Source organism: Legionella lytica, from assembly GCF_044626755.1.
GTDB lineage: Bacteria > Pseudomonadota > Gammaproteobacteria > Legionellales > Legionellaceae > Legionella > Legionella lytica_A.
The window spans coordinates 42,184-63,360 of sequence record NZ_JBGORX010000003.1; the positions used below are offsets into that span (position 1 = coordinate 42,184).

Below are 21,177 nucleotides of genomic sequence, written 5' to 3' on the forward strand. Positions count from 1 at the left end.
TTATACTGCTAAGCTATTTACTCGATGTAACAGGGACCGTTTTTATGTGGATTGTATGGATTGCACTGTCGCGACCTTACACCTTTATTGTTTTAGCGCTGATGCTACTTCTCATCGGTCCATTGACAATCATGCGCACTCCTACCGATATTTTTCCAGATATTAATATTCCTGTCGTTAGTGTGGTGTGGAATTACACCGGCTTGCCGCCGGATGAAATGGGAAACCGTATCACCAGTGTGTTTGAGCGTGCAGTCACGACAACGGTTAATGACATTGAACATATTGAATCGGAATCTTTGCTCGGTGTGAGTGTCATCAAATTGTTTTTCCATTCAGGGGTTAATATTGATGTGGCTCTAAGCCAGGTTACCGCGATTTCCCAAACGATATTGAAAAACTTACCTCCAGGCTCATTACCGCCATTAATACTCAATTATAAAGCATCAACAGTACCGGTATTGCAGTTAGTTTTATCCAGTGCCACCATTCCTGAGCAAAACCTGAATGACTTAGCGAATAATTTTTTACGCTCGCAGTTGGCGACCGTGCAGGGGGCGGCAATTCCTTTTCCTTATGGTGGGAAAACCCGGCAAATTCAAGTCGACCTTGACCCCAATGCCATGCAAACCTATGGCATCTCAGCCCAACAAATTAATGCGGCAATTGGCGCACAAAACTTAATTGTTCCTGCGGGGACTCAAAAGATTGGTACTTATGAGTACATTGTCAAGCTTAATGGCAGTCCCCTTGTTGTTGAGCAAATGAATGATTTTCCAGTGGCATCGACTCCGGGACGAGTGCTTTTTATTCGTGACGTAGCCCATGTGCGAGATGGATTTGCACCCCAGACGAATATTGTCCGGGTGGATGGGCAGCGCGCAGTGATGATGTCCATTCAAAAATCCGGCAATGCCTCTACTTTAGATATTATCAAGCAAATCAAAGACTTGTTGCCCAAAGTTAAAGAAATTTTGCCTGAAGGCTTAAATTTGTCGCAATTTGCGGATCAATCCATCTTTGTTACAGCAGCGATCAAAGGGGTTATCACGGAAGGAATAATTGCCGCCGCACTAACTGGTTTGATGATTTTGCTCTTTTTAGGGAGCATTCGTAGTACTTTTATTATTACGATCTCGATTCCTTTATCAATCATTGCCTCAATTACCATTCTTTCTGCATTAGGTGAAACCATTAACATTATGACCCTTGGCGGGTTGGCTCTTGCGGTGGGAATCTTAGTTGATGATGCAACCGTTGCGATTGAAAATATTAATTGGAATTTGGAGCAGGGCAAAGAAGTAGAACAATCGATTTTGGATGGGGCGAAGCAAATTGCTATTCCTGCGTTAGTATCTACTTTATGTATTTGCATTGTATTTGTGCCGATGTTTTTTTTGGGGGGCGTCGCGCAGTATTTGTTTGTTCCCTTGGCTGAGGCTGTAGTCTTCGCTATGTTGATGTCTTACCTTTTGTCACGCACCTTAGTAGCTACCTTAGCTAAATATTTATTGAAGAAACATGATTTGTCGGTGAATAAGCCGGAAAGCAGCAATCGTTTTGTGCGTATGCACGAGGCCTTTGAGCATAAATTTGCAGAGTTTCGTCTGCGCTATTGTGATTTGCTCGCTTCGGCTTTAAAAAACGCAAGGTTTTTCATCCCCTGCTTTTTAGCCATTGTCTTGATTTCCGTATTTTTGCTATGGCCCTGGTTAGGTTCTGATTTTTTTCCTAATGTGGATGCCGGCCAGATTAAGCTGCATCTTCGAGCCCCAACTGGGACCCGGGTTGAGGATACCGCACGTATCGTTGATAACGTAGATACGGTAATTCGTCGTATTATCCCCGCGGATGAGCTAGACAGTATTGTTGACAATATCGGCTTGCCAGTAAGTGGTATTAATTTGTCTTACAGTAACTCGGCAACGATTGGACCAGAGGACGCAGATATTTTAATTTCTTTAAAAGAGGGCCATCGACCTGGTCCTGATTATGTTCGTAAATTAAGAACGGTTTTAAATAATGAGTTTCCTTCAGTTTCTATTGCCTTTTTACCGGCAGATATTGTGAATCAAATTATCAATTTTGGTTTACCTTCACCCATTAATATTCAAATTATTGGCTTAAAAAGAAAAGAGAATGCCCAATATGCGCATCTGTTAATGCGTCAACTTAAATTGATTCCCGGACTTGCTGATGTGCGGACTCGGCAGGCAGATAATTATCCGACTTTATTGGTTGATGTGGATCGCAGTCTTTCTAAAGAAATTGGTTTTACTCAAGCTAATATTGCTGCGGATTTACTCATTAGTTTATCCGGAAGCTTTCAAACCTCCCCGACTTTTTGGCTGGATCCCCGCAATGGTGTTTCCTATCCCGTAGTTACCCAAGCACCACAATATGTGATGAATTCGTTACAGGCTTTGCAGAATCTTCCCATTGGTACTCTAACGCTGCCAAGCCAAGTACAAATTTTAGGGGCGGTGAGTCAGGTTAAGCGTACCTGGAGCTCTGCGGTTGAATCCCATTATAATGTGCAACCCGTAATTGATATTTTTGCCTCAATCCAAGACCGTGATCTAGGAGCCATAGCTAAAGATATTCAAAAAGTATTGAATGAAACCAAAAAAGAGTTACCTAAAGGTTCCTCGGTGGCAATCCGTGGGCAAATTGAAACCCAGTCTCATGCTTTTTCTGGCCTTTATTGGGGTTTAGCATTTTCTATTTTACTGGTATATCTGTTGATTGTGATTAATTTCCAATCTTGGCTGGATCCTTTTATCATTATTACCGCCTTACCTGCCGCACTCGCAGGGATTGCCTGGATGCTGTTTTTAACCCATACCCCCTTAAGTGTACCGGCATTGACTGGGGCCATTATGTGTATGGGGGTGGCCACCGCCAACAGTATTCTTATCATTAGTTTTGCCCGCGATCATCTGTCGACAACGCCTAATCCGTTCACGGCAGCACTTGAAGCCGGAAGGGCACGTCTGCGTCCGGTTTTAATGACCGCCTCTGCCATGGTGATAGGTATGTTGCCTATGGCTTTGGGGCTGGGAGATGGTGGCGAGCAAAATGCACCCTTAGGAAGGGCGGTAATCGGTGGTTTATCGTTTGCAACCATTGCCACACTCTTTTTTGTACCGGCGGTTTTTTATGTAATTCACGAGCGTAAATTGAAGGCGAAGCAAAGGAACAAAAATGTTTGAAAAAATGCAATTACATCTTAAAGACAAACGGCATCGTCATTATGCGATCGGCATTGCTATTTTCTTACTTATTGTGCTGTTGCTGATTATCTTTCGTATTCATGCCGCCATTGTTTTACGTAACCGCACGATTGCGGAAGCGATAACGGTGGTGCGGGTACTGGAGGCAACGGCGGCGAAGGGAACAGAAAAAATTATTTTGCCAGGAAATGTTTGGGCCTGGCATGAAGCGCCTATTTTTGCGCGAACGAATGGCTATGTACGAAAGTGGTATGTTGATATTGGCAGTCATGTAAAGGCAGGCGAGTTGCTTGCTGACATCGAAACGCCAGAGCTTGACGCCCAACAGCGTCAGGCTGCCGCTGATTTAAATACGGCAATTGCTAACAATAATCTTGCCCAATCTACCGCGAAACGGTGGTTGAATCTACTAAAAACTGATTCGGTATCCAAGCAAGAAACTGATGAGAAAGTGAGTAGTGCAAAGGCACTGCAAGCGGCAATGATTTCAGCCAAAGAAAACTTGGCACGCTTAAATCAATTAGTGGGGTTTCAACGGGTAATCGCCCCTTTTGATGGAGTAATTACTGCACGTGCTACCGATATAGGCGATTTGATTAATGAAGGCAGCAGCACTACCGCGAAACCTTTATTTCGTATTGCGCAAACAAATCCTTTGCGCGTTTATGTCAAGGTACCACAAAATTTATCAACCCGCCTGACGCAAGACATGCAGGTCAGCTTACATTTCGCAGAACATCCCCATAAAGTGTTTACGGCGAAATTGTTGGAGACGGCCAGAGCTATTGACCCAAACACCCGTACTTTGCTGGCACAATTTACGGCGGAAAATAAAGAGGAATTGATGTTATCCGGGAGTTATACTGAGGTTTGGTTTAGCTTTCCGCTGCCGCCCCATACGGTGCGTTTACCCGTGAATACCTTAATCTTCCAAGCGGCAGGATTGCAGGTTGCTGCGGTCGATAAAAATAATAAGATTCACCTAAAATCAGTAACCATCAATCGTGATTTTGGTGCCGAAGTAGAAATTGCGACCGGCGTGACTCCTGGCGAACGCATTGTTTTAAACCCTCCCGATGCAATTTCCAATGATGAAACGGTGCGGGTAGCTTCATGAAAAAATTAAGTATTTCTGGTTTAATGGTTTTTGCTTTAGCGGGTTGCTCACTAGCACCCAAATATGAGCGTCCATTTATGCCCATTCCGGAGCATTTTAAAGAAACAGGAACCTGGAAAAAAGTAACGACCAAACCGAGTCTGGTTAAGCCGGATGCTTGGTGGCAAGCTTTTAATGATCCCATTCTTAATGATTTAGAAGAGCGCTTAACGTTTGCGAATCAGGATTTAAAAATAGCATTTGCCCACTATCAGGATGCCTATGCTTTAGCACAGGTTGCCCGTGCAGCACTGTTCCCAACCTTACAAGGCCTTTTTAACGGCGACCGGCAGCAAAATTCCCGCAGGGTTGCGAATCCGCCGTCAACCTTAGTTTACAATCAATTTTTAGCCGGGGGCTATCTAAGCTATGAGCTTGATGCTTGGGGTGCAGTGCGTAATCAAATCGTCGCCAGCGCGCAGACCGCGAAGGCTAGCGCTGCGGATGTGGCAGCAATTCATTTAAGTTTACATGCGGAGCTTGCCAGCGATTATTTTGCTTTAAGGGGGAGTGACGAACAGCAACGGATTTTAGATCAAACTGTCACCGCGTATAAAAAAGCGCTTTATTTAACTCAGCAACGCCATAGAGGTGGGGCTGCTCCGATTGCTGATGTGGATGAGGCGGAAACGCAACTTGAAAATGCCAAGACGATGGCGGAAGAGATGCGTTTAACTCGGGCGCAGTTGGAGCATGCCATTGCGGTATTAGTCGGAGAAATTCCGGCTAATTTCTCTTTAGCGCCAGCGAAGCTACCACACACGTTCTTAGCTATTGCGCCGAATATGCCTTCAACTTTATTAGAGCGTCGTCCGGATATTGTTGCAGCGGAACATCGAGTGCAGTCTGCTAATGCCAGTATTGGGGTTGCTCGTGCTGCCTTTTTCCCTCAATTTAACTTAACTGGAAGTGGCGGTTTTCAAAGCCGCTCATTAGGAAATTTAATTTCCAAGCCCAGTGTATTTTGGTCTATTGGGCCACTGAGTTTATTAACCCTTATCCAGCCCATTGCCGAAGTTACCGTTTTTGATGGGGGGCGCTTACGTAGTCTATTGAATAAGGCTAAAGCCGATTATTTTGCGGCCGTAGCTGCTTACCGCAAGTCGGTTTTAACCGGATTTCAGGATGTTGAAGATAATCTTGTTGCCATGAAGCAACTGGATAAGGAACACGTAACCCAAGATGCCGCAAGTCGGGCGGCAATACGTGCCTGGGTCCAGGAGCAATATCGCTATAAGGGTGGTTTAGTGACCTTCTTGCAAGTAGTGGTTGCCGAAAATACGGCCTTGCAGGCGAAGCTTGCTTCAGTGAACATACGTACCCGTCGTCAAATAGCCAGTGTTCAATTGATTAAAGCTTTAGGGGGCGGATGGTCTTTTGATGTGACACAGCGTAAAGGGACTAAAAACTTATAAGAGAAAATCCCTGGTTGCAAGCAACCAGGCAGACACAACTACGAATAAGAGGCGGTTTATTGTGCGACGTTTAACGACAAATACTTCTCATCAGAAGGAGACGTTGTTGCATCAATAATCATATTATTCATTTTGCCAATAAGGGAGAATGTGAGCGAGGCGGTAAGGCAAGCTAATCCTACTTGGAGAATGGCGGTTCCTAAAATAGCCGCTCCCAGACAACCCGCTGTGAATGCAAAGGCAGCTTTAAATCCTGTATGTTCCATATAGCTAAGAAAAGAGTGATCCAAATACTCATTATTCAGGAGTGCCTTATAGGCTATCATTGCGGGAATAACTAAAAGGGCTCCACCAAGTGCCGCGGCACTTGCGGTCATAACAAGAGAGCCAATAGTCGGAGCTGTAGCGCCAATTAAAAGACCACCAAGAACACCCTTTTTGGCAGTATTCAGCGCGCCAATGCCAACCTCGCCTATGAGTTGTGTTGTTGAGTGTTTACGGAAAAAATCAGTCATTTGTTGTTTCTCATGATTAAATTTGGACTGATATGTTATTTAATTGATCAGGTTTTGTCAAGTAGTAAGCTAGGAGAGTAGGAATCTATCGCTACGTCATCCTGATACCTCGTTCAGAAACACCTTAATTGTGTTCGGGATGACGTGCATAAGAAGAGATTGTTAATCTAATTTAATTGTATATGAATAACTACCCCAGCCATCATATTCAGTTTCAAGATAACGAATACCATTGCAAGATGCATTCACTTTAGGGTGATTCATATATGGACCATCTTTGATATCGAGTACGCACCAGTTTTCTGCATCATAGGCAACAGTAACGTGGGCATATCCGCTTTTGCATTGATAAGAATCTCTAATAAGGAAGCTACGAGGTCCTATCATTTGCAGAATAATATCTTGATCGCTAAATCCATTGACAATATGAATCTCGGGGTGTGTGTCATCGCTTAAACGAAAATAATCTTTATAACCACAGTAAAACTCTTTTGCATGAGCATTCATTGCCATCAAGCTTGATGCTGCCAGTACCATCCATTTTTTCATTTTAAAGCACCTTATTGTTTAAAATCGAAACGGATTATAGAGAAAAATTGTTTTAAAAACAATCATTCTGCAGCAACTGGACCCCCAGATTTCACATAGGTTGGTTTGGCTAGCCACACCAGCACCAGTAAAAAGGTAAATACCCAGGCAGAAGCTCTGAATATATCATTGGTTGCTAACATGAACGCCTGGTTAATGATGACTTCATAGAGTACACCAAACCCTTTTATCCCTTGAATTCCCAAGGTATGTAATTGGTCAAGTGCTTGTTGGGTGAAGGGGCTAAATGCATTTACGTGTTCTACGAGATGGCTTTGATGCAAGGCTTCTCGATCATTCCATAGGGTGACACTAATTGAGGTGCCAAAACTTCCCCCAAGAATTCTAAAGAAATTACCCAAGCCTAGAGCGCTTGCCATTTTTTCAGGAGGTAGATCCGCTAAAATCATGGCAACCAGCGGTGTAAAGAAAAAGGCCAGGCCAAATCCTTGCAAAAGGCGAGGCTCAATAAGTTGGAGGAATCCAATGTCTGTATAGAATAGTGATTGCCAATAGGAGGTAAAGGCAAACACGATGAAGCCGATGCTGGTTACCCAGCGTAAATCAAATCGGCCCATGTAGTTTCCTACTATGGGAGTAAGAAAAAACGGTACAATTCCCACGGGAGCCACAGCAAGTCCTGCCCAAGTCGGGGTGTAACCCATTTGGGTTTGTAGCCACAATGGGAAAATAACGACATTAGAAAAATAGACGAGAAAGCCCAAGGTCAGGCAAATGACCCCAATGGTAAAGTTTCTATTTTTAAATAAATACAGGTCAATAATTGGATCACATTGCGTCAGCAGCCAAATCACCAAGTAGCTTAGCGCGATTAGGGAAATAATGGCTAAGGTAATAATTGTATTCGAGTGAAACCAATCTAAATCATGGCCTTTATCTAATAAAACTTGCAAACAGCCAATACCAATAATTAATAAGATTAAACCGACAAAATCGATTGGCCGCTTGACGATGGGGGTTTCTCTGCCTGATAGGGTTATCATGGTAAAGACCACCGAAAAAATACCTACAGGAACATTAATATAGAAAATCCATGGCCAGGTGTAATTATCAGTAATATAACCACCGAGAATGGGGCCAAGGATGGGGCCTACGACAGCGGTCATCGCCCATATTCCCGTAGCCAAGCCTCTTTTTTCGGGGGGATAGTTTGCCAATAAGATACTTTGCGATAAAGGAATCATTGGACCAGAAACTGCTCCTTGCACCACTCGGAAAAAAATCAGCATGGGCAGATTAACTGATAAACCACACAGTACTGAAGCAATAGTAAATAAGGCCGTAGAAAATAGAAACAGACGGACTTCACCAAAACGGCGGGCCAACCAGCCGGTAAGTGGCAACATGATGGCTTGACTTACAGCAAAAGAGGTGATGACCCACGTACCATTATCGGGACTGACGCCAAGATCACCTGCAATGGTGGGAATCGCCACATTCGCAATGGATACATCAAGCACATTCATAAAAATGGCTAATGACAAGGAAAAAGTCATTAATGCCAGTCGACTGCCGGTTAATGGAGGGAGCTCAGTCATGCTTATCTGCCTTGGGTAAAGACATGTCAGGAGAGTTGGCTTTTAATATATCATCAATCAGCGTATCTACTTTGGCTAATTGGTCAGCAAAGACCGTCGTTTTATATTTAAACAGCGTCTTGTTGGTCGTCGGCATTCTACTGCCATCGCGGTTGCTGGTATCGACCGTAACCCGCATCGAAAGTCCTATTTGTAAGGGATTTTGGGCAACTTCTTTTTCATCCAGCTGAATACGTACCGGCAATCTCTGTACGATTTTAATCCAGTTCCCGGTGGCATTTTGTGGTGGAAGCAAGGAAAATGCGGATCCTGTTCCGGCATTGAGCCCCAGCACTTTGCCATGATAGGTTATGCCCGGATAGGCATCGGCATAGAGAATAACGGGTTGGCCTACGCGAATATGCTCCAGTGAGGACTCCTTATAGTTGGCATCCACCCAGGTATCATGTAGGGGAACAATCGCCAGCATGGCGGTGTCTTGTGCTATCTGTTGCCCAGGATGAATGGCACGTTTCGCAATGAATCCGCTGACGGGAGCAACAACCGTTGTTCTTTGGAAGTTTAAATACGCATTTTTTAGATTCGCTTTAGCGGTTTCCACCAGGGGATGGTTGTAGAGGTTCGTGTTTTCAACTAAGGCATTGGCTGCATCTAATTGGCGAAGGGAGGCATTATAGCTCGCTTGGGCTGCATCTAAGGCTGTTTGATAGTGTTGCATTTCTTCACGAGATACGGCGCGATTCCCTACCAATCCTTTGCGGCGCTTTACATCCAGTTGAGCTTTGACTAGATTTGCTTTATCCAAGATTACATTTTGTCGCGCTTGAGCGGCATTTTCAAAATATTGGCGTACTTGGCGTACGGTTTGTCCTAGATCGGCTTTGGCTTTTTGCAAAGCGATGGCGTAGTCAGCCTGATCCATTTTAATAATTGCTTGTCCTTCTTTTACCAGTTGTGTGTTTTCGGTATGCACTTCAACAACAGTCCCCGGTATTTGTGCCATGAGTTGTACCAGATTACCGCTCACATAAGCATCATCTGTATACTCTTCAAATTGTCCCCAAATCAACCAGTAGATAAGCCAGACAATGGCAATAAATAAAAACAGACCACCTAGGGCCAACATGGCGACCTTACGTTTGCGTAAGGTCGCCGGAGTTGCTCCACCATTTTCTTCTTTTTTGCTCATAATGATACCTCGCCACCCAGGGCTGCTAATAAGGCTACAAAAGCTTGTTTTTGACGGGTCTGTAAGCTAATGAGCAGTGATTTTTGTTGTACTACTAATTGTTTTATTTCCAGAAGCTGTACGTAATCAATGACACCACTGGCATAACGGGAGCGAAATAAGCGGTAATTGGTTTGAATCGCACGTACCGCCTTTTCTTGAGAGTTAACCTGTTTATTTAAGGTTTGTAGCGCGGTCATTTGATCGCTCACTTCACGTAAGGCATTTAAAATGGTTTGGTTGTATTGATTCACCGCAAGCTCATATTCTGCACGCTTTACGCCTAGATTTGCTTTACGGGCTCCCGCATCAAAAATAGGTAGTTCGAGGGCTGCTTTAACCCCTTCTGTTTGCAAAGCTACATGGAATAGTTTGCTAAAGTAAAATGACTGTAAGCTAAGCACGCCACTTAAATTAATATTGGGGAAAAAGGCCGCCTTGGCGACTTTAATCAAATGTGCTGCAGCTTGTGCACGAGCGCGTGTGGCAACAATATCGGGTCTATGTCCAAGTAAATTCACCGGAATTATTTTAGGTAAGGCTAATTCATGTTTATTATAAGTAAACTTGCTGGTTTCTATCGCGGTATTAAAAGGGTTTTTACCCATTAGGGCTGCTAATTGGTGGCGAGCCTGCAGTTCCGCACGGTGATAGTCACCAACTGACAGTCGTGCTGCTTGAGTGCTGGAGATGGCGGTCTTGACTGGAATGTCTGATTCAACCCCTTGTTTGGCTCTATCGGTAACAATCCCTTCAAGTTCTTCTAAAATGCGTACATTTTCTTTTGCTAATTGTTGCTGAATCAGATTATTTTGCAGGTCAAAATAAACTGAGGCAATGGTCGAACTTAAAATTAGCCGGGTTTCTTCCATGTCCATATGGGTCGCAAAACTTTCATTGACACTGCTGGCGAAGGTTTCTCGGTTTTTGCCCCATAAATCCAATTCGTAATTGAAATTTAAGGCCAGGTTTTCGATACGAGCTTGGTTGGCTACGACTTCAGTGAATGGGGGGGGGACTACTCCGTTAAATGAAAAGTGATCCTTGGCAATAGAGCTGGTGAGATCCGCGGAAGGCCATAGTGCGGAGAAGGCCCCTTTCGCAATTTGACGGGCCCGATCAATTCGCGCCCAGGCACTTCGCATATCAGGTCCATCTGTGAGCGCTACTGCAATCAGCTGATGTAGTTGAGGGTCATTAAAGCGAGTAAGACAACTTTTGGCTTGCTGCGTATTTGGGATCTTATAAACATGGGGTATTGCTAAATCATGTGCATTAATTTGCGGCGTATGACTTGCAGTCACGCTATGAAGTTTACAACCGCTTAGCACTGATGCACAGCAAAGACCTGTTAATAAGAGCGAGCGCAATTTAAATCCCTGTTCTTTTCTTATAAGTTCCTTAATTTATCAATATTTTTATGGAAAATATACCTTTCTCAGGCTTCCTTTTTCGCCATTTGTTATAACGGTCTTTATTGCAGGGCTAATAAAATTCACAGTGATTATTTTTTGGCAGGATTTCAGAATGTGGACTAGAATAACTAAAGAAATATCCTATTTTCAAACTCAGAGAAGAGAGGAAAATCATGAACAGAGCGAAAAAAATAATAATGGTTTGTGTTTTTTTAGCCACAGTAGGGATGCTAACAGCATGTGGTACCGTTAGAGGCTTTGGTAAAGACGTAACCAATGTTGGCCATGGTATTCAACGAGCATCTCATCTTTAATCATTTTAAGGCATTTCCGTGGTTTTAATGGCGGCGAAGTGTTGAGTTATACCCTCATTTTTGATGTCCCGCGGTTCTCCGCGGGCGTCGGGAATTTGCGTTCAACTCAGGGTTCGGCTGAAAGGGATTACTTTTTCCATCCCAAGAAAAAAATTCTTGCATGTCATGGAAAAAACACAGTCTCGGTGGCTGCAATGTCAGCTCTTTTTGCTGACTTAATGATGCGAGTTGTGCAATTTCAGTGGCCAGGACTTGCAAATCACTGGGCTCCTGGTAGGCATAAGCTAAAGTAATGTGGAATGTTTTGGGGATTTTGTTTTCGATGCCGAACTCATGGGCAATCGTTCTAATTATCTCATACTGGGATTGAGGAATGGTTAAATTTAACTGCAAGGCGTAAGCGACTTTAATTGCTGCCACTTGAGCTGTGGGAGTAAAGGGAGTGGCCATTAACCTCCTATGGAGACGCTGGAATCGTTCGTCCGTGAGCAAGGCCGGCCAGTTAGTCGTGTCATCACTTTGAGTATATAAGTTATTCGTAGTCATATGGTAACTGGAAGGGGGCAGGGGGGCGTAATAATGGCGTAAGTTTGTGCTCTCCTCCAATAATTCAGCGAGGCATTGCCAGAATTCTTTATCTTTATCATCTACATCGGCAATGACGGTAATCCCTGGAAACTCCAGGTAGTTGCCTTGTGCATCTATTTTTTTATGGATGAGCATGCGTTGCTTTCCACGGGTCTGGTTGCGGATGATGCTAAAACAAAGCGAATGGGGAGTCAATGAAGGGTGCTTAGGAACCGCTAAAGTCACGTGACTTGTGCGGCACGTAATGCCGGGAGCGCGTCTGACTTATGTATGAATACCGTATTACTAGCCACCACGGGATAGACAAGTTACAGAGTACTTTGAATTTTATTTAGTAACTCAGGCATAGTCTGAATCCTTCGATTTTTCGCACTAAATTCTTTTTTAACAAAGGGCTGCCATTGCCACTTAGGCTGGTCATAGTCGTGAAAAAGTTCATTGAGATGGGCAACTAAAGCCTCTTTTTCAACTAACTCTGGAGTGATTTGAATCGTGAATTGATTTAAATCATGTTGCTGAATGGTGTAGTCATCAAACTCAAAAGAAAATGAGGCCATTTTTTGGCGAATCAGATCTGCAAAAATCGGTAGTACTTTGCCGTCTTTGGTGGCATAGCAAATATCTCCAACGCGCCCTTCAATGGCACTTAACTGGGTAAATACACGAGCGGATGGCTCTTCAATTAATACATCATCGAGGCGATAGCGAATAATTGGTTGGGTAGTACGTAGGAGATCGGTAATGATGGGGACAAAGCGTCGCTCATCTATCCATTCCTTTTCAATAATTAAAAACTCTTCATTCATTAATAAATGATTACTGTGTTTATCACTGATGGCTAAAAAACCTTCGGTACATTGATAAACCTGTGATACTGGGCAGACAAAGGCTTTCTCGATGATGGCTGCATCTCGAGGCTCTAAAACTTCGGCCACCGCAAAGATTTTTTGTGGTTTTATTGCCAGGCGTTGTTTGGCTAAAGCTAATAAAACACTTGGCGGCGCCGAGAGAATGGTGGGTTGTAATTGGCTAAGGCGTTCTTTATGGGCATCAAAACGTTCAAGTAAATCAAAAAAATGGAATTGGATTTTTTTACTTTTATTCAAGGTGGTATAGAGCTGGTTGTTGGCGCGTAAGAAAAAAGCGACACGCTCTTGTTTTTTTAAGCCTTGTGGTAAGGCTTTTGCCAATAATATCCCCGCCCAGGCATCTCGTTCTTGAGGACTAGCAAGAAACAATCCCCGATTGCCTGAGGTTCCCGAGGAAAGACCAACTGCAATATCATTAATTAAGGGGGAAAAATCACGAGAATTTTCCGCACCTAGAGCAACTTCCAGGGCATGCTCTTTTCTTATATTTACCGTATTAATTTCATCAAAATGCTGCATCATAATTTTTTTATTGATGATGGGCCATTGTGTGAATGGCTTGTCTAAATAGGGCTGATAATAGGGGGATTTTCTTAAAGTGTTCTTTACTAGTTTCTTAAAGCGCTTTTCTTGATAGGCTGACAATTGTTCGCGGTTACGAAAACACTGGCTTAAGTATTGGGTTTTGAAATAATAATAAAGTAACCTGAGGATCATGAGCTGACCTTCTTAATACGAGCACGAATATGCTGGCAATGTGCTGGAATAATATCCAGGCTTTGATTGTGTTGGTGCAATTGATGCAATTGCAGGATCGTGTTTTGATACGCTTGCTTATCCTCATGGATTAAGTACGTCAGATTACTAGGGTAAATTAATTTTTTAAAGGTTTCCTGATGCCAGCAACTATCGGCAATTAAAAAGGTTCCATGTTTTGCATGAGCTTTAAAATACAAACCGATTTGTCCTTTAGCATGTCCGGGTAAAGCGATAGCAATTAATTGGCCATCATTAAACAAATCAAAACCCGATGTAAACGGGGAGAGTTCTGCGGGTAGGGTAATCTGGTGTTTTAGCAGCACTAAGCGTTCATAGAAATCTTTGGGAAGCAAATCAGGTAAAAAACCCTTTAGTAACGCGCGTATCCCTTTTTTCTCATCTATGCCACTAATGGCTTCCGGATGACAGATAAACTGAGCGTTCGGAAAATCTTTTAGCCCACCAATGTGATCAGCATGAAAATGCGAAATAACAACCGTACGAATTTCACTGGCTTGAATCTGTTGTTCTGCTAATTGCTGTTTTAGCGATTTCTTTAAAACCACTGGGGTCAGTCGTCGGTACAGTGAGAAAGGAAATTTTTGCGTAAGTTGGAAGAACCGATCGCTATAACCCGTATCAAATAAAATATAGCCCTGTTGTGGATGCTTAATTAAAGCACAAAGGGCAGGATAGTCACATTGTTGCATGCGTCCAGATTGTAGTGTCATGCGCTCGCAGTGCTTACAATAGCCTGCCTCAAATAATTGATATTCAATCATGATGTTGGTACCACTTCGCGAAACGCTTTATTCCTTGGGAAATACTAAATAAAGGCTGGTAGCCTAAATCGTTTTGCGCGGCATCTATATTTAAAGTTTGCCCCAAAGATAAAACACCCGCACTGTATTTGGTTAAACGAGGTTCGGAGTGCACCAAGGGTAAACGATGGATTTTTTCCAAACATGCAGCATAGTTTTTGGCGAGGGTGTACGGGATAAATTTAAGCTTCAATGGTTTTTGTAGCGCGTCAAATAACTGCTTCAGTATCTGAATTAAGGTTTGGGGTTCACCATTAGTAATATTATATTTGTTGCCACAAAATTGGGCGTCTGCTTGAGCCGCTAAAATTAAGCTTTCTACTACATTTTCTACATAAGTAATATCAATAAGGTTCTGTCCGCTACCAATAATCGGCAAAACGCCTTTGCGTTCGCTTTGTAAGAGGCGGGGAAAAATTGCGCGATCATAGGGGCCAAAGAGGGCACGAGGACGCAGAGTGATAACATTCCGCTGTTTTTCTTTGTAGGCCTTATCAACCAGGGCCTCCGCCATTAACTTGGTTTTAACATAATGATTCGCGGGTTTTTCTGGCAAGGGCTCTTGTTCTTTGATGTTATGGCGTTCGCTAAAATCAAAGTAAATGCTTGGTGATGAAACATGAACTAAACGTGTTGTTTCTGCGGTGCACTCAATGACATGTTGCGTTCCTAAGACATTAGCCGCATAAAAATCTGCATAACGTCCCCAGGGGCTAGAAAGGGCGGCACAATGGAATAGGGTTTGTGTTTCCTGGGGAATTACTTGTTTTAGTTTGGTCTGATCTTGTAAGTCCACCTGAATAAAACGAGCGCCAGCCTGGGTTAGGATTTTACCCAATGCTTCATTGCGTCCCAGGGCAATGACCTCAACACCTTGTTTCAATAATCGTTGCGTTAAATTCAGTCCCAAACACCCTGTCGCCCCGGTAACTACAGAAACCATTTTAATACTCCAGAATAAGCCCGCCTGCTGCAAGTCCTGCACCAGTCCCTAATAGCAGCACTAATTGTCCACGTTGTAATTGCTGACTGTCAATGAGATGGCATAGAGCAGTGGGAATTGAGGCCGCAATTTGATTGCCATGATGCGGGTAAATAGAAACATACTTTTCTTGAGGGATATTTAGTCTTTTTTGGATGTGTTGCATGGCGAGTAAGCTTGCTTGATGAGGAATAATCCAGTGAATATCGCTCAAAGAAACCTGAGCTTTGTTCAATAGATTGTCCATCAAGCTGTCTAAGAGTTTAGAGGCCAGTTTAAAGACTTTTTTCCCTTCCATATAGAATAGGGACTGCTCTGCAGTCGGGTTGGGTATGCGGGTACCGCCCGCATCAATTTTACAGATATTGGCTCCAATACTATGCGTTTCATGATGCGCGGAAAGAATACCTTCTCTGCCCTCGCTTTTTTCCACTACACAGGCTGCCGCGCCATCACCAAAAATAGTGCAGGTTTCCATATCCTGCCAATTAAGTCCTTTGGATGCGATTTCGCTGGAAACAATTAAAATTCGTTTAAAGCGTCCGCCGGTAAGTAAATGAGAGGCAATATCTAAGGCGGTAATAAAACTAAGGCAGGTACTGTTTATATCAAAGCAAGCAATCCCTGACGATTCGAGGCCAAGCTGTTGTTGAATTAAAGCGGCAGTACAGGGAATGGCTTGTTCGCCTACGCCACAGGCACTAATAATCGCATCGACCTCCCTCATGTTGCGCTGTGCTTTTTCTATGGCAATGTGGGCGGCTTGCGCTCCCATATAGGAGGTGGTTTCATCCGCAGATGCAAAATGCCGGGAAATAAGACCTGACTTTTTTTGTACACTCCCCATCGCTATCTGTAGTTTCGCATCCAGTTCGCTGGATAAAACCTTATTCCTTGGTAAATAGCGGCCCATTCCCGTAATTTTTACACTAGGCATTGGTTTCATTCCTTAAAAAGTTAGCCTTGGCTGGAGGCACTTGTTGGGTAAAAAGACGATGGTCTTTAGCAAAAAAGGTACAGGACAGAGCATAAACGCCATAGGTTATAAACGGTGCGGCAAAAACATCGATGCTGTAATGGATATGACCAATAAGCACAATACAGGCAAAAAATACACTGGAAAGAAAACAGAAATAACGAATTCTTGGGTTATCCCAAAAAAGTAACATGAGTAAAAAAGGACCGCCGACATGGCCTGAAAAAAAGAGATCCCCATCAAAGAGGAAAAAAGAAGCGATATTTCCGGGGATCGCTAATTCATTTGCGGGAGCGCCTAAATGAGTGAGGCAGATAAAGGCGCTGCGTATGAGAATGAATAGAGCCGCAGACTTGGTGACAAAAGGGATTTTTTCGGGATGAAGAATGATGTAGCTGGTAAAGCCGAGCCAAAAAAATAGGGCTGCATAAACATGAATAAATGTAACATTACGCATGGGCAAATGTTGTAGGATTAGATCGTCTACCTGTTGACCTGCTACTTGTGAAGCATAGAGCCCGGCTTGATTGGCGGCAATAAAGCTAAAAAGCAGGAGGGTGATGCCGAGTAAGGTCGTCCACAGAAAATGGGAATCTGTGCAGAGCTCCTTATAGTTAGACCATATGGTTTTCATTGATGCACTATCTCCTGATAAAGCGCCTCATAGCGCTGTATAGTGTGTTGAATGTCGTGTTGTTCTGCTAATTGTCTACTTGCTATGCCCATTTTCCGGCTTTTTTCCGGATCATTAAGCAGTTCAATCAAATAGTTGGTGAGGGTGTTTACGTCATGTTTTGCAAATAGATAACCATTTACTCCGGGAGTAACCAACTCCGGCAATGCCATCGCATTAACTGCCAGCAAGGGTAATCCCGAGGCAATCGCCTCTAAGGCAACGATACTTTGTAGTTCAACAGGGCAAGCATTTACGAAACATTGGGCCAGACCGTGTATTTTGGGATAGTCATCATCGGTTAAATAACCCGTAAAGGTTACATGCTCTGTGAGTCCTAGCGTCTGTACTAGCTGTTCTAGACGACGGCGTTCGGCTCCGTGGCCGGTTAATACAAAATGGGCATCAACCTGTTGCCTAGCCGCCTGAAATGCATGCATAACCATCGGAATATTTTTTTCCTGGTCCAAACGACCGGTGTACAGCAGAATAGGTTTTTCCGGTATGGCAAAGCGTTGGCGAATTTGTTGGGCATCCTGGCCTGGTTTAAATTTTTGTAAATCGACGCCACAAGAAATGGCATGCACCTCTTTGTCTAAGTTTGCTGTTTGCAGTAAAAGTGCGGCAGTTTGCGTCGGGGTAGTTACTGCATCAACCTGGGACAGCATATCCACAATAATACGCCAGCATGTGCGGTTAAACCAAGGTTCGAAACGCTTGGGTAGCTTGGTATAGTGGAAAAAGTTTTCCGGCATAAAATGGTTGGTCGCCATCATAGGCAAGCCCATTTTCTTGCCAGCGCGATAACACATGCCACCGAGAATAAATTTGCCTTGAATATGAATAAGGTCGGGTTTAAATTCTTCAATGGCATTAAGTATTCCTTTTTTAATAAAAAAAGGCAGGCAAACGCGAAAGTTTTTATAGAGGAAAAGCGGCCAGGAGCGCACGCCATATAAGCGTACGCCATCATATTCTTGATACGCTTGCTTTCCTGTTTTAGAGGGGCAAATGACTAAAACTTCATGACCTCTATTCTGGAGTTGCGATGCGAGGCGATGGGTGAAGTAAGCTCCTCCATTTAAGTCGGGAGGATAACTGTCTAATACGGTAATAATTCTCATTAATTAAGCTTAACATGGACCCATGGACTTTTATTGGCTCAATGTGGTCATTAATTAGGCTTTTATGATATAGGTATTTTATTGGCAATGCAATTATTATTCGAGGCGGAAAAGGGGAGAAATTTACTTTTGCTACTTTTTATTTTTATTCTCTGATTTTTCAATGCATTTTCTTATAAATTCATGATAGATTAGCTGTCATAAATTTATAGGTTGCAAAGGATTGTTGCTAGTGCTTGGTTTTAGATCTTGCCCAGGTGTGTTTATTGGGGTATTTACACTTTCAGTTTTGCAGGCAGGCTGTACGGTCGGGCCCAATTTTCGCTCACCGCCACTACCACCGGTCAAGCAATATACGGAATCGCCATTACCTGCTAAGACGGTGAAAACACGCGGAGCTGGCGGAGAGGCGCAAGCCTTTATTAAAAATAAAGATATTCCTCTGTTATGGTGGGAGCTATATCAATCTCCTGAAATTAACCAGTTAGTTAAGGCCGGTTTAGATCATAGCCCTACTTTGGCTTCAGCCTCCGCCGCGTTGCATCAAGCGCGAGAAAATTGGCGAGCTCAAGTCGGTAATCTGTTACTGCCAGCAATTAATGGCGCTTTCGGGGTGCAGCGTCAGCGCTATGCAACCGCACAAATTGGTACGCCAGGTCAAAGTTCAACCTTCTCTATTTACAGTACAGCTTTTAATGTTTCTTATGTGCTCGATGTATTCGGTGGTTCACGACGAGAGTTGGAATCTTTGCGGGCGCAGGTCGACTATCAGCAATTTGAAGAAATTGCCGCTCATCTTACTTTGGCGGCCAATATTGTTACCACTGCTGTAAATATCGCATCGTATCAAGCACAAATCGATGCAACCCGTCGCTTAATTAAAATCGAACAAGATTTATTAAATATCTTAAACAGTCAATTTACGGTGGGTGCAGTTTCACGTGCAAATGTATTGACGCAGCAAACCTTATTGGAGCAGTCGAAAGCGACCTTACCGCCACTACAAAAAAACCTGGCTTTAGCGAAACATTCTTTATCCGTCTTGGTTGGTGAGTTTCCTGAGGGGGCTTTACCCAAACTTGATTTAAATCGATTAAAGCTCCCTACTGAATTACCTTTAAGCATCCCGTCGATGTTGGTGCGCCAACGTCCTGATGTGCGCGCTGCGGAGGCGCTCTTGCATTCAGCCTGTGCACAAGTCGGTGTGGCGACGGCCAATCTTTTCCCACAGGTCTCGTTAAGTGGCAATGAGGGTTGGCTTAATGTTTCCTGGTCCAAGCTATTTACCGGGCCAAATAATGTCTGGTTGATTGGTGCTGCGGTGGCGCAACCCTTATTTCGTGGGGGCGCTTTATTTGCCCAACGTCGAGCAGCTGTTGCGGCTTATGATCAAGCGAAGGCTCAGTATCAACAAACTGTTTTACAAGCGTTTCAAAATGTGGCAGATGCCTTAAGCTCCATAGAAACCGATGCGCGAACATTACAAGCAAGTATTCGTGCAGAGGATGCCGCTCACGATGCTTTAAAGCTGACGGTCCAGCAATTTCGTCTGGGTGGGGTTAGCTATATTAATTTATTAAATGCACAACAGCAGTATCAACAAGCGCTATTGAGTCGTATTCAGGCGCAAACTTTACGTTATAACGATACGGCGGGTTTATTCCAAGCCTTAGGCGGCGGCTGGTGGCATAAGCCTTGGTGTGTAAAAGAATGTGTGTAAGTGGCGGTGGCGTCCCCTGAAATGAGGCTGCATCCTTAACTTAAGGCTCCAGGGAATGGCGTTTAAGATTTAGAGACAAATTAAGAGAGAATTTTCTTGAAAAAGCAAATGACTATTATGTTGGTATCCGTGGGGATACTTTTTGGCTTAATCTTTGGCTGGAAAGCATTTACCGGATTCATGATGAAACGATATTTTGCCAGCATGCAGAATCCGATAATTACCGTCTCCACCATGAAAACAGAAAAGTCTTTATGGCAGCCCACAATGAAAGCGGTGGGCAGTTTACGCGCCCGCGTCGGGGTGAATGTTACCACTGAGTTAGCGGGCATGGTAAAAACGATTTCGTTTACTCCCGGTGCCCAAGTTGAAAAAGGTGCTCTTTTAGTGCAATTAAATGCGGATGCTGAATTGGGGCAGCTGCACTCATTACAAGCACAAGTTGAGTTAGCAAAAATTACCTATGAGCGGGATAAAGCCCAATTTAAAGTTAATGCAGTGAGCAAACAAGTAGTTGATAGCGATTGGTGGAACCTTAAAAATCTGCAAGCACAGGTAGAACAGCAAGCCGCCATTGTTGAAAAAAAGACGGTGCGCGCCCCATTTTCGGGACGCTTAGGTATTAATAACGTTAACCCAGGTCAATATCTTAATGTTGGCGATACGGTCACCGCACTGCAAGACTTAAACATAATTTATGCTGATTTTTTCTTGCCGCAGCACGCCTTGGCCGACTTAGAAATCGGGCAGGTGGTTTCTGTTAATGTGGATACTTTTCCTGAACAAACGTTTAAAGGAAAAATTACGACGATTCAACCCCAAGTCGATGTTAATACTCGTAACGTGGAAGTCGAAGCAACGTTGCTGAACTCTCGTTTTTTATTAAAGCCAGGTATGTTTGTGCATGCTGCCGTAGATGTGCAATCCAAGCGTAGCTACATCACCTTACCGCAATCGGCAATCAGTTTTAATCCCTACGGTGATATCGTGTATGTTGTTAAAGACAGTGGTAAAAAAGATGATAAAAATCAACCAGTTATTACGGTGCGTCAGGTTTTTGTGACTTTAGGGGATACCCGCGGGGATCAGGTTGCCGTTTTGAAAGGAATTAATGAAGGAGAAACCGTCGTAACCAGTGGGCAATTAAAGCTTAAAAATGGCAGTCGAATTACGGTGAATAACAGCATTCAACCTACTAATGAGGCTAACCCTCAGGTTACAAATAGACGCTAAGGATTGTAT

General features: G+C 43.6%; 18 protein-coding genes. 6 read left to right on the forward strand and 12 right to left on the reverse strand.

The features are described from left to right. Nucleotides 1-44: 44 nt before the first annotated feature. Genes ACD661_RS09880 through ACD661_RS09890 form a run of 3 tightly spaced genes read left to right on the forward strand, consistent with a single transcriptional unit; the run spans nucleotide 45 to nucleotide 5,804 of the window. Nucleotides 45-3,212 (forward strand): efflux RND transporter permease subunit, encoded by a 3,168-nt coding sequence (locus ACD661_RS09880; RefSeq protein WP_400187691.1) that lies wholly within the window; start codon nucleotides 45-47, stop codon nucleotides 3,210-3,212. Next, a complete protein-coding gene (locus ACD661_RS09885; RefSeq protein ID WP_400187692.1) occupies nucleotides 3,205-4,350 on the forward strand; it encodes an efflux RND transporter periplasmic adaptor subunit in 1,146 nt (381 codons plus the stop codon). Before ACD661_RS09880 ends, ACD661_RS09885 begins: the two co-directional genes overlap by 8 nt. After that, entirely contained in the window at nucleotides 4,347-5,804 is a 1,458-nt protein-coding gene (locus tag ACD661_RS09890; protein WP_400187693.1) for an efflux transporter outer membrane subunit, read from the forward strand. Before ACD661_RS09885 ends, ACD661_RS09890 begins: the two co-directional genes overlap by 4 nt. Before the next feature lie 56 nt (nucleotides 5,805-5,860). Here the strand turns inward: ACD661_RS09890 and ACD661_RS09895 are convergent, their stop codons facing one another. From ACD661_RS09895 to ACD661_RS09915, 5 genes are all read right to left on the reverse strand, one after another. Continuing rightward, on the reverse strand, nucleotides 5,861-6,319 hold the full coding sequence (locus ACD661_RS09895; RefSeq protein ID WP_400187694.1) for a hypothetical protein: 459 nt from the start codon (nucleotides 6,317-6,319) through the stop codon (nucleotides 5,861-5,863). A gap of 162 nt (nucleotides 6,320-6,481) precedes the next feature. Beyond that, entirely contained in the window at nucleotides 6,482-6,868 is a 387-nt protein-coding gene (locus ACD661_RS09900; protein WP_400187695.1) for a hypothetical protein, read from the reverse strand. A gap of 62 nt (nucleotides 6,869-6,930) precedes the next feature. Then, nucleotides 6,931-8,466: a DHA2 family efflux MFS transporter permease subunit gene (locus ACD661_RS09905; protein ID WP_400187696.1), complete on the reverse strand. Its 1,536-nt coding sequence runs from the start codon at nucleotides 8,464-8,466 to the stop codon at nucleotides 6,931-6,933. After that, nucleotides 8,459-9,655 carry an HlyD family secretion protein gene (locus tag ACD661_RS09910; protein ID WP_400187697.1) on the reverse strand — a complete coding sequence of 399 codons (1,197 nt, stop codon included), beginning with the start codon at nucleotides 9,653-9,655 and terminating at the stop codon, nucleotides 8,459-8,461. Before ACD661_RS09910 ends, ACD661_RS09905 begins: the two co-directional genes overlap by 8 nt. Beyond that, nucleotides 9,652-11,064, reverse strand: coding sequence for an efflux transporter outer membrane subunit (locus tag ACD661_RS09915; protein ID WP_400187698.1), 1,413 nt, complete (start codon nucleotides 11,062-11,064; stop codon nucleotides 9,652-9,654). The genes ACD661_RS09910 and ACD661_RS09915 overlap by 4 nt, the downstream gene beginning before the upstream one ends. A gap of 218 nt (nucleotides 11,065-11,282) precedes the next feature. Here ACD661_RS09915 and ACD661_RS09920 point away from each other — a divergent pair, with 218 nt between their 5' ends. Beyond that, nucleotides 11,283-11,423: an entericidin A/B family lipoprotein gene (locus ACD661_RS09920; protein ID WP_400187699.1), complete on the forward strand. Its 141-nt coding sequence runs from the start codon at nucleotides 11,283-11,285 to the stop codon at nucleotides 11,421-11,423. A gap of 54 nt (nucleotides 11,424-11,477) precedes the next feature. Here ACD661_RS09920 and ACD661_RS09925 read toward each other — a convergent pair whose 3' ends face one another. The 7 genes from ACD661_RS09925 to ACD661_RS09955 form a co-directional block, all read right to left on the reverse strand. Further along, entirely contained in the window at nucleotides 11,478-12,146 is a 669-nt protein-coding gene (locus ACD661_RS09925; RefSeq protein ID WP_400187700.1) for a DUF1868 domain-containing protein, read from the reverse strand. Between the two features lie 173 nt (nucleotides 12,147-12,319). Continuing rightward, on the reverse strand, nucleotides 12,320-13,597 hold the full coding sequence (locus ACD661_RS09930) for a F390 synthetase-related protein (protein ID WP_400187701.1): 1,278 nt from the start codon (nucleotides 13,595-13,597) through the stop codon (nucleotides 12,320-12,322). After that, nucleotides 13,594-14,421, reverse strand: a complete 828-nt coding sequence (locus ACD661_RS09935) for an MBL fold metallo-hydrolase (RefSeq protein WP_400187702.1) — start codon at nucleotides 14,419-14,421, stop codon at nucleotides 13,594-13,596. Before ACD661_RS09935 ends, ACD661_RS09930 begins: the two co-directional genes overlap by 4 nt. After that, the gene (locus ACD661_RS09940; RefSeq protein ID WP_400187703.1) at nucleotides 14,414-15,403 is read right to left on the reverse strand and encodes an NAD-dependent epimerase/dehydratase family protein; all 990 of its coding nucleotides are present in this window, start codon (nucleotides 15,401-15,403) and stop codon (nucleotides 14,414-14,416) included. Before ACD661_RS09940 ends, ACD661_RS09935 begins: the two co-directional genes overlap by 8 nt. Nucleotide 15,404: 1 nt before the next feature. Next, nucleotides 15,405-16,379 carry a beta-ketoacyl-ACP synthase III gene (locus ACD661_RS09945; protein ID WP_400187704.1) on the reverse strand — a complete coding sequence of 325 codons (975 nt, stop codon included), beginning with the start codon at nucleotides 16,377-16,379 and terminating at the stop codon, nucleotides 15,405-15,407. After that, nucleotides 16,372-17,052, reverse strand: a complete 681-nt coding sequence (locus tag ACD661_RS09950; protein WP_400187705.1) for a phosphatase PAP2-related protein — start codon at nucleotides 17,050-17,052, stop codon at nucleotides 16,372-16,374. The genes ACD661_RS09945 and ACD661_RS09950 overlap by 8 nt, the downstream gene beginning before the upstream one ends. Continuing rightward, entirely contained in the window at nucleotides 17,049-18,215 is a 1,167-nt protein-coding gene (locus ACD661_RS09955) for a glycosyltransferase family 4 protein (RefSeq protein ID WP_400187706.1), read from the reverse strand. The genes ACD661_RS09950 and ACD661_RS09955 overlap by 4 nt, the downstream gene beginning before the upstream one ends. 232 nt (nucleotides 18,216-18,447) lie before the next feature. Here ACD661_RS09955 and ACD661_RS09960 point away from each other — a divergent pair, with 232 nt between their 5' ends. Further along, nucleotides 18,448-19,935, forward strand: a complete 1,488-nt coding sequence (locus tag ACD661_RS09960) for an efflux transporter outer membrane subunit (RefSeq protein WP_400187707.1) — start codon at nucleotides 18,448-18,450, stop codon at nucleotides 19,933-19,935. A 96-nt stretch (nucleotides 19,936-20,031) separates the two neighbouring features. Beyond that, entirely contained in the window at nucleotides 20,032-21,168 is a 1,137-nt protein-coding gene (locus ACD661_RS09965) for an efflux RND transporter periplasmic adaptor subunit (RefSeq protein ID WP_400187708.1), read from the forward strand. Nucleotides 21,169-21,177 lie beyond the last annotated feature (9 nt).

What these genes read in the sequence shown, in the direction of transcription:
- ACD661_RS09920 (WP_400187699.1), top strand. Translation starts at nt 11,283, where the DNA reads ATGAACAGAGCGAAAAAAATAATAATGGTTTGTGTTTTTTTAGCCACA.
- ACD661_RS09890 (WP_400187693.1), top strand. Translation starts at nt 4,347, where the DNA reads ATGAAAAAATTAAGTATTTCTGGTTTAATGGTTTTTGCTTTAGCGGGT.
- ACD661_RS09950 (WP_400187705.1), bottom strand. Translation starts at nt 17,052, where the DNA reads ATGAAAACCATATGGTCTAACTATAAGGAGCTCTGCACAGATTCCCAT.
- ACD661_RS09945 (WP_400187704.1), bottom strand. Translation starts at nt 16,379, where the DNA reads ATGCCTAGTGTAAAAATTACGGGAATGGGCCGCTATTTACCAAGGAAT.
- ACD661_RS09955 (WP_400187706.1), bottom strand. Translation starts at nt 18,215, where the DNA reads ATGAGAATTATTACCGTATTAGACAGTTATCCTCCCGACTTAAATGGA.
- ACD661_RS09925 (WP_400187700.1), bottom strand. Translation starts at nt 12,146, where the DNA reads ATGCTCATCCATAAAAAAATAGATGCACAAGGCAACTACCTGGAGTTT.
- ACD661_RS09910 (WP_400187697.1), bottom strand. Translation starts at nt 9,655, where the DNA reads ATGAGCAAAAAAGAAGAAAATGGTGGAGCAACTCCGGCGACCTTACGC.
- ACD661_RS09905 (WP_400187696.1), bottom strand. Translation starts at nt 8,466, where the DNA reads ATGACTGAGCTCCCTCCATTAACCGGCAGTCGACTGGCATTAATGACT.
- ACD661_RS09940 (WP_400187703.1), bottom strand. Translation starts at nt 15,403, where the DNA reads ATGGTTTCTGTAGTTACCGGGGCGACAGGGTGTTTGGGACTGAATTTA.
- ACD661_RS09935 (WP_400187702.1), bottom strand. Translation starts at nt 14,421, where the DNA reads ATGATTGAATATCAATTATTTGAGGCAGGCTATTGTAAGCACTGCGAG.
- ACD661_RS09885 (WP_400187692.1), top strand. Translation starts at nt 3,205, where the DNA reads ATGTTTGAAAAAATGCAATTACATCTTAAAGACAAACGGCATCGTCAT.
- ACD661_RS09930 (WP_400187701.1), bottom strand. Translation starts at nt 13,597, where the DNA reads ATGATCCTCAGGTTACTTTATTATTATTTCAAAACCCAATACTTAAGC.
- ACD661_RS09880 (WP_400187691.1), top strand. Translation starts at nt 45, where the DNA reads ATGTGGATTGTATGGATTGCACTGTCGCGACCTTACACCTTTATTGTT.
- ACD661_RS09895 (WP_400187694.1), bottom strand. Translation starts at nt 6,319, where the DNA reads ATGACTGATTTTTTCCGTAAACACTCAACAACACAACTCATAGGCGAG.
- ACD661_RS09900 (WP_400187695.1), bottom strand. Translation starts at nt 6,868, where the DNA reads ATGAAAAAATGGATGGTACTGGCAGCATCAAGCTTGATGGCAATGAAT.